14 protein-coding genes are annotated in these 10000 nt (G+C 61.4%); 6 read left to right on the top strand and 8 right to left on the bottom strand.

The window, feature by feature from the left end; genetic code table 11:
• Window positions 1-1026 (top strand): MFS transporter (locus tag LDL37_RS12155; RefSeq protein WP_290798639.1); only part of this gene is annotated, 1026 nt, incomplete at its 5' end.
• 216 nt (window positions 1027-1242) lie between these two features.
• Here LDL37_RS12155 and LDL37_RS12150 read toward each other — a convergent pair.
• From LDL37_RS12150 to LDL37_RS12140, 3 genes are read right to left on the bottom strand one after another with little or no spacing between them, the layout of a single operon-like run.
• On the bottom strand, window positions 1243-1539 hold the full coding sequence (locus LDL37_RS12150; protein ID WP_290798636.1) for a hypothetical protein: 297 nt from the start codon (window positions 1537-1539) through the stop codon (window positions 1243-1245).
• Window positions 1536-2051 (bottom strand): RNA polymerase sigma factor, encoded by a 516-nt coding sequence (locus tag LDL37_RS12145; RefSeq protein ID WP_290798633.1) that lies wholly within the window; start codon window positions 2049-2051, stop codon window positions 1536-1538. Before LDL37_RS12145 ends, LDL37_RS12150 begins: the two co-directional genes overlap by 4 nt.
• Before the next feature lie 2 nt (window positions 2052-2053).
• Complete coding sequence (locus tag LDL37_RS12140; RefSeq protein WP_290798630.1) at window positions 2054-2434, bottom strand: hypothetical protein; 381 nt, start codon at window positions 2432-2434, stop codon at window positions 2054-2056.
• A 648-nt stretch (window positions 2435-3082) separates the two neighbouring features.
• On the opposite strand from LDL37_RS12140, the gene LDL37_RS12135 reads away from it, so the two are divergent.
• From LDL37_RS12135 to LDL37_RS12120, 4 genes are all read left to right on the top strand, one after another.
• The gene (locus LDL37_RS12135; protein ID WP_290798627.1) at window positions 3083-3436 is read left to right on the top strand and encodes an Hpt domain-containing protein; all 354 of its coding nucleotides are present in this window, start codon (window positions 3083-3085) and stop codon (window positions 3434-3436) included.
• A gap of 63 nt (window positions 3437-3499) precedes the next feature.
• The gene (locus tag LDL37_RS12130) at window positions 3500-3823 is read left to right on the top strand and encodes a 2Fe-2S iron-sulfur cluster-binding protein (RefSeq protein WP_290798624.1); all 324 of its coding nucleotides are present in this window, start codon (window positions 3500-3502) and stop codon (window positions 3821-3823) included.
• Between the two features lie 248 nt (window positions 3824-4071).
• Window positions 4072-5091: a hypothetical protein gene (locus tag LDL37_RS12125; protein ID WP_290798621.1), complete on the top strand. Its 1020-nt coding sequence runs from the start codon at window positions 4072-4074 to the stop codon at window positions 5089-5091.
• Window positions 5091-5549, top strand: coding sequence for an NUDIX domain-containing protein (locus LDL37_RS12120; RefSeq protein WP_290798618.1), 459 nt, complete (start codon window positions 5091-5093; stop codon window positions 5547-5549). The genes LDL37_RS12125 and LDL37_RS12120 overlap by 1 nt, the downstream gene beginning before the upstream one ends.
• Here the strand turns inward: LDL37_RS12120 and LDL37_RS12115 are convergent.
• Both LDL37_RS12115 and LDL37_RS12110 read right to left on the bottom strand, forming a co-directional pair.
• Window positions 5533-6045 carry an N-acetyltransferase gene (locus tag LDL37_RS12115; RefSeq protein WP_290798615.1) on the bottom strand — a complete coding sequence of 171 codons (513 nt, stop codon included), beginning with the start codon at window positions 6043-6045 and terminating at the stop codon, window positions 5533-5535. The genes LDL37_RS12120 and LDL37_RS12115 overlap by 17 nt on opposite strands.
• Window positions 6046-6100: 55 nt before the next feature.
• A complete protein-coding gene (locus LDL37_RS12110) occupies window positions 6101-6949 on the bottom strand; it encodes an SDR family oxidoreductase (protein WP_290798582.1) in 849 nt (282 codons plus the stop codon).
• A 191-nt stretch (window positions 6950-7140) separates the two neighbouring features.
• Between LDL37_RS12110 and LDL37_RS12105 the strand changes: the two genes are divergently transcribed.
• Window positions 7141-7524: a helix-turn-helix domain-containing protein gene (locus tag LDL37_RS12105; RefSeq protein WP_290798579.1), complete on the top strand. Its 384-nt coding sequence runs from the start codon at window positions 7141-7143 to the stop codon at window positions 7522-7524.
• A gap of 35 nt (window positions 7525-7559) precedes the next feature.
• Here LDL37_RS12105 and LDL37_RS12100 read toward each other — a convergent pair whose 3' ends face one another.
• The 3 genes from LDL37_RS12100 to LDL37_RS12090 form a co-directional block, all read right to left on the bottom strand.
• Window positions 7560-8198: a 2-dehydro-3-deoxy-6-phosphogalactonate aldolase gene (locus LDL37_RS12100; protein ID WP_290798577.1), complete on the bottom strand. Its 639-nt coding sequence runs from the start codon at window positions 8196-8198 to the stop codon at window positions 7560-7562.
• Window positions 8195-9103, bottom strand: a complete 909-nt coding sequence (locus LDL37_RS12095; RefSeq protein WP_290798574.1) for a 2-dehydro-3-deoxygalactonokinase — start codon at window positions 9101-9103, stop codon at window positions 8195-8197. The genes LDL37_RS12100 and LDL37_RS12095 overlap by 4 nt, the downstream gene beginning before the upstream one ends.
• A gap of 57 nt (window positions 9104-9160) precedes the next feature.
• On the bottom strand, window positions 9161-10000 hold an 840-nt coding region (locus tag LDL37_RS12090), incomplete at its 5' end, for an SMP-30/gluconolactonase/LRE family protein (protein WP_290798572.1).

The following is a 10000-nucleotide window of genomic DNA, read 5'->3' as shown; positions in this document are numbered from 1 at the left end:
GGGATTGCCTGTACGTGGATATGCTGGCGCTTCATGCACAACCGCGAAACCCCGACCGTAGCGCGCAAGCTGAACATGGTGTCCTTCTCGCTTCTGGTCTTCTGGGTCGGGACGCTGCAACTGGTGCTCGATACCGGTAAGGACGCCGACTGGTTCAATTCGGCTCATATCGTCATCCTGTCGCTGCTGGCCCTGATCGGGTTTGTGGCCTGGCTGATTTGGGAACTGAACGAAAAGAACCCGGTGGTCGATCTGTCGCTGTTCAAAAGCCGCAACTTCGCGTTTGGCGTTATCGCGCTGTGCGCCGCCTATGCGGTCTTCTTCGGCAACAATCTGCTGATGCCACTGTGGCTGCAAACCAATATGGGCTATGTAGCGACCTGGGCCGGTCTGGCGGCCGCGCCGTCGGGGGTGGTGGCCGTCTTCCTGACGCCGTTTGTGGCCAAGATTTCCAACCGCATCGACGCGCGCATCATGGCGACCATCTCGCTGCTGCTGTTTGCCCTGTCCTTCTATATGCGCTCGCTCTATTCGCCGGATATCGACTTCGGCCACCTGATCCTGCCGATGTTCGTGATGGGGGCGGCGATGAGCGCCTTCTTCACCTCGATGATCACCGTGTCGTTCCGTGATGTTGCCCCGCATCAGATGCCGGCTGCGTCGGGGCTGTCGAACTTTGCCCGCATCACGGCAGGCTCGTTCGCGGCCTCGCTGACCACCACCTTGTGGGACAATTACGAAACCCACGCCCTGAACAATATCTCAGGTGCGATGGCGGGCGGTTCGGGCGGCGGCAATTCCGGTGGGGGCGGTGGCGTCGATCAGGTCGTGTACCAGATGATGCAGATGGGCCTGTCTCAGGCGCAGGCCGTCGCCGCCATCACGCGGCAAGTCAGTCAGCAGGCCTATCTGCTGGCCACGGTCGATATCTTCCGCATCTCGTCCATCATCATCGTGTGCCTGATCCCGCTGATCTGGCTGAGCCGCAAGGCGATGGCCAACGGACAGGTCCACGCGGCGGACTGATCCTCACGCAGGCTGAAACCACAAAGGGCTGCCGGAGATTTCCGGCAGCTCTTTTCCTGTCTTTGGGGCACACGGCAAGGTCAGCGAAACCATCTCTACTAAAGCCGCTCAAGCTGCTATTGAGGCGGTGGCCAAGGTGGGCAGGCGCGCCCGGCAAGGGCTAAAAATCCAGATATTTAGTCCCCTTAGGCGGGCGTCTGACATGGCGGGCTGGCTCTATGTCGGCCGCCTTAACTTTGACGAAGACAAAATCTGCCGTCCGGCAATGAACAGGCCCGGCAGTACGCCGATGACCGACAAAAAGACAGGCAGGGCCGGCAAGGTCAGTACAGACCCCAGCAGCGGCGTCAGGAAAACGCTGCCCCCAAGTATGGCCATAGCGACCATCAGATAGAGGGCCATCTGTTTGCGGAAACGGCGGCGCTCGACGGCTTCGAGAACGCGCAGTTCGAAGGCCATATCGCGGGCGGGTACGTTCGTGGGGGCGAACATCAGACGCAATGGATCGCTCATGGCTCTACTCCCAGAAGTTCACACAGTCGGGCACGCCCACGCTGACTATGCGATTTTACTGTGCCAAGGGGAAGCCCCAGAATCCGGGCGGCTTCGGCGTGGCTGTAGTCTTCGGCTACGCACAGCGAAATGACCGCCCGCATATCGAGCGGCAGGGACTGCATGGCTTTGTCGAGGCTCAGGCGTGTTTCGTGCGTGGGCGTTTCCGCTTCGCTACGCAGCGACAGCCACGCCCCGTCGCGGCTTTCGGCACGTCGGACCCGGCGGCGGTCATTCTGCGCCTTTTTCCACGCGATGCCGCAGACAAAGGTGCGAAACGACACGCCGGGCTTCAGGCGGTCGATCTGCTCCCAGGCGGTGACGAAGGCCTCCTGCGCCAGATCATCGGCGTCGGCAGGATTGGCGGCCAGCCGTCGCAGAAACTGCCGCACCGCCTGCTGGTGCGCGGCTACCAGAGATGCGAAGGCCGCCTCTGATCCGTCGCGTGCCTGGGCGTTGCGGGTCGGGTTCACGCCTAGTCTTTCCGCATCAGCTTGGCGATCAGAATGATGAGCGACACGAGAGCGGCAGGGGCAAAGCCCAGCCCCAGCGCGAAATAGACGTCGCTGCCCTGCTTCCAGCCGACATAGCCAAAGGCCAGGGCGAAGGCCGAGAAGATGCAGACCATGGACACCAGACCGCTATTGGCGTTCTGGCCCGTTTTATCCATGCCATCGTCACCGTTTAAGCCTTCGAGCAGGGCCGCCGGTGGCTCCTTGCCCTGTTCGAGGTACTGACGGATCAGGCCGATGCGGTCCTGTCGGGACTTGTGGTTCATGTACATGGCGTAAATACCCATACCCATGCCAAAAAAGGGGAAAAGCAGCCACCAGTATTGCGCAAAAAGGGTGTCCATCCGTAGTCTCCGGTTGCGTTGATACCCCTGAGGCGAAGGCCCGCAGGGTAAGGCAGGGCAGGGCGTGAATGTTGGCATCGACATCCTGCCTTGTCTCTTAATGTTCGCCGCTGGGGTGGATGGATGCAGGACGGTCAAGATTTTCCCACAGCTTAATACCAACGGCCGAAGATGCTGACCGCATCCGGCCGTTGAAGACACGAGACTGTCTCATATGTATCAGCGACATGAGACAGTCTCGAAAGGAATACCAAGGGTCATTTTCAATGACTCTTGGTATAAGCCAAATCCCCTGCGTATCGAATGTTTATGCGCGCGGGCGTATCCTGAGAGGGCCGCAAAAGGTCGTTGATCCAGATCCACCTGCAACGGTCACACTGCGGCCCGAAGGCCCTGGTCTCTCTACGGGGCCTTCGTGCTTTTGCCAGCGTCTCCCTATCGCCCCTTTATACGCTTCGGCCTAGTCTGCCCTTATCGCATCGGGCGGCGGGCACAGCCTTTCTGACCGTTGGGGTATGAAGGCTCCGGGGAGAGAGACCGGAGCCTTTTTCTGTGCCGGTTCTCCTGTAAATTCGCCGTTCTGATGGCTTGTCAGCCGTCGCAAAGCGTCTCACTATGCCGTGCATTCCAGCATACACAGAGGATGTCATGGCGTTTCGGGACCTGTCCGGCGCGGTCGATTTCGCCCACCTTGAGGCCTACACACTGAACGATGCGACGGTGATCGAGGAGGTGCTGCGTTTGTTTCAGCAGCAGGCCGACCTGTGGGCGCCGCTGCTCGATGTCGGCCATCCCGGCTGGCGCGACGCCGCCCATACGCTGAAAGGGGCAGCGGCCGGGATCGGGGCCAATGCCCTGTCGGCGGCCGCCGAAGCGGCAGAGCGAGGGGATGAGGGCGGGGCGCAGGGACGTCTGGAAAAGGTCCGCGATGCGCTCGATGCCGCCCTGATGGATGTGGCGGCCTATCTGCATGGACTGGAGCTAAACCGTCTCAAGAGCTGAAATCGCTTGTCGGGGCAGGTCGTGGCCGCTAAATGCGCCACAAAACCCTGAAAGGCCCCCACAATGAGCGATGAACTCCATATCCTGTGCACGGACCGCGACGGCGTGCAGCACACCCTGCCGGCGATCGAGGGTTGGCGCATTATGGAGATCATCCGTGACAACGGCCTGCCGATCAAGGCCGAATGCGGCGGCGCGCTGGAATGCGCCACCTGCCACGTCTATGTCGGCGCGGACTGGCTGCCCAAACTGATCGAAAAGTCGGATGAGGAAGAGGAAAAGCTGGACGAAGCCTTCCTCGTGAAGCGCAATTCGCGCCTGTCGTGCCAGATCCTGATGCGCGACGATCTCAATGGCCTTGAGGTCACGCTGGCGCCGGAGGGATAACGCTGGTCGGCTAAGCGATGCTAGTGTCCTGAATCTGAAATTCACATGTGCTTGATATCGTCCACTGGTGAATTTCAGATTCAACAGGACACTAGCAAATTATTGTATCTAGTATCGTTTTTTGAATTTGAAGTTCGCCCGGCTCTCGATATCAGAATGAAGCGAGCTTCAAATTCACGATACTAGCATTGGCGGGGCAAATCGGCTATGCGAACAGGGTAAATGACCCGTCCTCAAAGGTGCGCCACATGCGTAAGACCCTTCGTTCGCTGCTGATCACCGGCGTGGCCCTGCTTTCGGCCAGTTCCGCCCTTGCCTGGGGCCCGACCGGCCACCGCATCGTCGGCGAAGAGGCGGCGCGCGCGCTCCCGGCCTATATGCCGGAGTTTGTGCGCAGCGCTCAGGGTGTCGGCGATATCGGCTTCTATTCCAACGAACCCGACGCCTGGAAAGGCGCGGGCAAGGTGCACGATTTCGAGCGCGATTCCGCGCACTTCATCGACCTGGATGACGAAGGCAAGACTCTGGCGGGCGTGCGTCTTCAGGAGGTGCCGCAGTCGCGTTCGGACTTCGACGCCTTGCTGCGCTCGAAGAACGTCATGCCGTGGAAGTCGGGCTATCTCAACTATGCGCTGGTCGATGCCTGGCAGCAGGTGGTCAAGGATTTCGCCTACTGGCGCGGCATGACCTATATGGAGGCGCACGAAAGCGACCCCAAGCGCAAGGCGTGGCTGAAAGAGGCGATCCGCCGCCGTGAGGCCCTGACGCTGCGCGATATCGGTATCCTGTCGCACTATGTCGGCGACTCGTCCCAGCCCCTGCACCTGTCGATCCATTATAACGGCTGGGGCAAGGAATATCCCAATCCGCAGAACTTCACGCTGGAGCCGATCCACGGTCCGCTGGAAAGCGCCTTCGTCAGCGCCAATATCAATAATGAAGACGTGCGCGCCGCCATGTCGGCCAGCGATCCCTGCACCCTTGCGGCCGAGCGCTGCTTCGATGCCAAGCTGGAGCGCAACTGGAAATACGTGACGCCACTGTATGAGCTTTATAAGGCCGGTGGTTTCAATGACGGCGATGCGCGCGGCAAGGGCTTCATGGTCGGGCGTCTGGGGCAGGGGGCTTCGGACCTGCGCGATGTGCTGCTCGATGCGTGGCGCGAGTCCAAGACCATGGGCTTTGGCTACCCGGCGGTGACCTATGAAGACGTGGTGGCCGGTCGCGGCGATGCGTGGAAGGCCCTGCGCGGCGAAGACGACAAGTAATGCCGCTGCCCGCGCTCAATGCCTACGGGACGAAGGTGGCTGGCCTGACCTATCTGGCCCGCAGCGCCGCCTATGCGCTGATCGTGCGTGACGGGCGTCTGGCCCTGATGCGGCAGGACGGCAAGCTGGACCTGCCTGGCGGTGGCATTGAAGGCGACGAAACACCGCAAGAGGCGGTGGTCCGCGAATGCCGCGAAGAGGCGGGGTTTGAGGTCGCGGTCGGGGCCTTTGTGGGTGAAGTCTTGCAGTATTTCATCAATACGGATGGCAAGCCTTACGCCAACCATGCGCGCATCTATCTGGCCGACATCGTGGCGGAGCGGCCTGAAACCAAGGTCGAGATGGACCACGACACCGAGTGGCTGACGCCGGTTGACGCCCTGCTGGCGCTGGAAAAAGAGGGCTACGCTGCGGTCCTGCTACAGGCGCTGCGCAACCACCTTATCGACGCAGGATGAACTCAAGGTCGGTGGTGCCTCCCACCTTGAAACCGTAATCGCCGACGCGTCTAAACCCATAGCCTTCATAGAGTGTCTGGGCGCGGTAGTTTTCGCTCCATACGCCGATCCATTGCGGCGCATCGCCATAGCGCGCCTTGAGAAAGGCCAGCCCCAGCTCCAGCAACCGCTTGCCAAGGCCTGAGCCCTGCGCCTCGTGATGGACGTAGAGACGCTTGATCTCCCCTTGCGTTTGCGGATCGGCTTCGGGGTGAGGCAGGCCGACGGGACCGGCCTGAATATAGGCGATAGCGTGGCCCCGGTTATCGCGCACCAGTCGCCAGAACTGATCCTTCCCTTGCGTCTCCTCGCCCAGTACCTGCGGCGCGTAGGCTGTGTCGAGATAGGCCGCGAGGTCTTCGGCGGGATAGAGGTGGCCGAAGGTGTGGGTAAAGGTCTCGCGCCCCAGTCTGGACAGATCGCTCAGGTCAGCGCTTTGAACGGGTTGAATCAGCATGGGGGCGTTTATAGACGGGACGGACGGCGGAGGCTACTCCGCCGCCGTTGAGTGATCACCCTTTGAGGAGCGTCGTCAGCACCTCACGCACCGTCTTCGGAGCCTGACCGGTTAGGGTTTGCACCGTATCCGTCACCCCGTCGAGCTGCCCGGCGCGGATGGCGGCCTCGGCCGAGGTCAGCATATCGGCCACGAAGTCAGGCAGGCCCGCCGCCTTCAGGCCGCCGCCGAATTGATCATCGGTGAGCGGGATCAGGTTCACCGACCTGCCGGTGATGTCATTAGCGAGGGCCACGACGTCGCCATAGGTCAGGGCTTCGGGGCCGGTGACGGTAAAGGTACCGCCGGGGGCGTCACTGAGGGCGGCGGCGGCGGCGCGGGCCGCGTCTTCTCGCGCCACATAGGCCACGCGGCCTTCGGGGGCGGAGGTATAGAACTGACCGCTGTCCAGCGCGTGCGGCAGGCTCATCATCAGGTTTTCGATGTACCAGTTGTTGCGCAGGATCGTATGGGCGATGCCGGAGGCCTTGATCGCCTGTTCGGTGCCGTAGTGGTCGGGGGCGAAGCTGATCTTGTTGCCGGGTTCGGCGTTGGGCAGCGAGGTATAGACGAGGTGCTGCACGCCCGCGGCTTTGGCGGCTTCGATGGCGGCCGTGTGCTGTTTCAGGCGCTGACCCGGCACGGCGAGGGCGTCGGTGGAGATGATCAGCACGCGGTCCACGCCTGTGAAGGCCTCAACGAGGGTGTCGGGCTGGTCAAAATCGGCGGTACGGGTGGCAAAAGACGTGTTCAGTTTCGACGGATCGCGCGAGGCGGCGATGACGGTGTGCGGGCTGTTCTCCAGCGCTTTCAGCACAAGCTGACCCAGTTGGCCTGAAGCGCCCGTGACGAGTATGGTGGACATGTTGCGTCCCTTTCTCTATATATTTCGCATTAGTCTCAAAACGAGATCATGTGCAAAATAGGAAGTTTTGTGCCCCTGTAAAGACGGCACTATTTCGGGAGATAGGGATGAAGAGGGAACCATTGGCGCGCAGCCCCAAAAGTGGGAACCGGTTTTTGGACTCGGCTGCGCAACCCCTCAGAATCGTGAGTGTGGAAGAGCCGACGATTGCCGAAGCCGTGCTCAATGCCGGGTTCGATATGTCGAACTGCCCGGTGCGCGATGTGATGGATCATATCGGTGGCAAGTGGTCGAGCCTGATGCTGCTGGTGCTCTCGACCAAGCCGCACCGCTTTGGCGAACTGAAGCGCGCCGTGCCGGATATTTCACAAAGGATGCTGACCCAAACCCTGCGTGACCTGCAACGCGACGGCTATATCAGCCGCCACGTCTTCGCCACCGTGCCGCCCAGCGTCGAATATCGCCTGACGCCGCTGGGTGAGTCGCTGATGCCTGCCCTCAGGGCGCTGGTGGCGTGGGCAGTGGACAACCACCCGCGCATTGCCGAGGCGCGTCAGACCTTCGACGCCGCATGAAAAAACCCTCTCCTTTAGAGGAGAGGGTTGAGCAATTACGCCTTCAGCGCGTTCCAGGCGTCCACAAAGGCAGTGGCCTTGGCGTGGACGATTTCCGGCGTGTCGCCGGGCTTATAGACGCTGGAGCCGATGCCGAAGCCGGCGGCACCAGCGGCCACGAATTCCTTCATATTGCCGGGCTCAACGCCACCGACCGGGAAGACGGGCAAGGTGCGCGGCAGGACGGCCTTGACGGCTTTGAGGCCCTTGGGCCCGGCCAGTTCGGCGGGAAACAGCTTGAGCGCGTCAGCCCCGGCGTCGATGGCCGCAAAGGCTTCGGTCGGGGTGAAGAAGGCCGGGAAGGAGATCAGCCCCAGCGCCTTGGCAAAGCTGATGACTTCCGGGTTTGTGTTTGGCGAAATGCAGATCTGCCCGCCGACATCGTGCAGCTTTTGCACGTCATCCAGCTTAAGCACCGTACCCGCGCCGACAATGGCCTTGTCGCCCAGATGAGCCGCCAGCTTTTCGATAGAAACGAACGGCTGCGGCGAGTTGAGCGGCACCTCGACCACCTTGAAGCCGGCGCTGATCAGGGCGTCGCCGACGTCCAGCGCTTCATCGGGGCCGAGGCCGCGCAGGATGGCGACCAGCGGCAGGGTGGCCAGCGTGTCCTGCCAGCGTTGGGTAAGGGTCATTTGGAACTCCGGAGCTTGTGAATCGCCCAAAGGCCCGATTCAGAGGCGGCATTGCCGTCGAAGCGGGTCACATCGGTAAAGCCGGCGAAGGCCAGCGCTTTTTCATAAAGATCGACCAGCGCGCCGTCGCCGACCAGACGCACCGGGCTCTTGCCGTGGCGTTCCAGTTCAGCGACGATTTCCGCGCCGATCAGTATGCCCGACAAATAGGTCGCCAGATGCTCCGGAGCGATATGATTGAACAGGGCTTCGGTGCGTACCGAGAAGATCACCGAAAGGAAGGCGCGGTTATACATGCCGCGTTCAACGCCTTTGAGAAACACCTCTTCGTTGTCGGTGCTGTTTTCCATCAAAAGGCCAAGGATCGAATGGGCCTTCAGCACCTGGAACATTTCGCCGGTCATGTGGGTCGAGAAGGATTCGATCTTGCCGCCGCGCACCAGCGCCCACTTGGAGTGGGTGCCGGGAAGGACGAAGAAGCCATCAGACGGATCGGACTGAAGGATGCCGAAAATCTGGGTTTCTTCGCCGCGCATGACGTTGAGCAGGCCCGTGCCGGGGCTTTCGGCGAACAGGCCGGGGACGATGGCGACGTCCAGATCGGACGGGGCCTTGACGAGGCCGTCGGCGAGGGTTTGCAGGCTGGCCGGGCAGGCGGCGTAGGGGGCTTCGACCCAGCCCTGACGCGACCCCACCATGCCGGACAGCAAGAAGGGCAGGTGCTCCAGACCGGCGAAATCGCCTTTCAGCACGCTGAGGAGCGCCTGTTCAAAGCTCAGCACGCCGAGGTTTTTCAGGCCGATATTGGCGGCGTGACGGGCGATGACCTGACCGGCCTCATCATAGAGGAACAGGCGGAAATTGGTGGTGCCCCAGTCGGCGGCGATCAGCGAAGGTGTGGTCATGGCTTTTCCTGAAATCTCCTCCCCTGCGTGGCGAAGGGAGGTGGCGGCTGGGTGTTCCTACCCCTTGAACTTTTGCGGTTCAAGGCCGGTATGACCCCGCAACAGTTCACTTGGGATTTCAAACAAAGTCCCCGCTTCACGATCATCGGGCTGATCGACGGCGGCGGAGGTGACGAAGACGCGGTCCAGCGCCGCACCGGCAAAGCAGATATTGGTGATCTGTTTGGCAGGCAGGGCGATCGAAAAATCGAGCGCGCCGTCCGGCGTAAAGCGGCTGACCTTGCCGCCGCCCCAGTGGGCGATCCAGATGCCGCCCTGTGCGTCGGTGGTCATGCCGTCGGGCGAACCCCACTCGTCGGGGAAGTGCACAAACAGGCGCTTGTTGAGCGCTTCGCCATCCACGATGTCGAAGACGAAGACGTCGTTTTCGCCTGAGTCCGTGTGATAGATTTTGGAATGGTCCGGTGAGAATGTCGGGCCATTGGCCACCTGATAAGGCCCGTCCACCTCGATATGGCTGAGGTCGGTATTCAGGCGATACAGGGCGCCGGACTTCTTTTCCTGCGGCTTGTGCATCGAGCCTGCCCAGATGCGGCCCTGATCGTCGGCCTTGGCATCGTTCAGACGGTTGCCTGGCTCATGCGGGAAGGGGTTGGCGATGTGTTTGAGGATAAAGGGCTCAAGGGACAGTTCGTGGAACCCGCTCATCAGTCCGGCGATGAACCCGCCCTTTTCGCGCTCAATCACCCAGCCGATATGATCCGGAAAGTACCAGGTCTTTTCCGACCCGTCGGCCAGATAGAAGGCGTGCAGGCGATTGCCCAGAATATCCACCCAATAGACGCACCCGTCGCGGCGCGACCACAACAGGCCCTCGCCCAGAGCGGCCCCCGGTTT

This window comes from Asticcacaulis sp. (genome assembly GCF_020217185.1).
In the GTDB taxonomy this organism is placed as follows: domain Bacteria; phylum Pseudomonadota; class Alphaproteobacteria; order Caulobacterales; family Caulobacteraceae; genus Asticcacaulis.
This window is presented reverse-complemented; position numbering and strand designations above follow the sequence as displayed.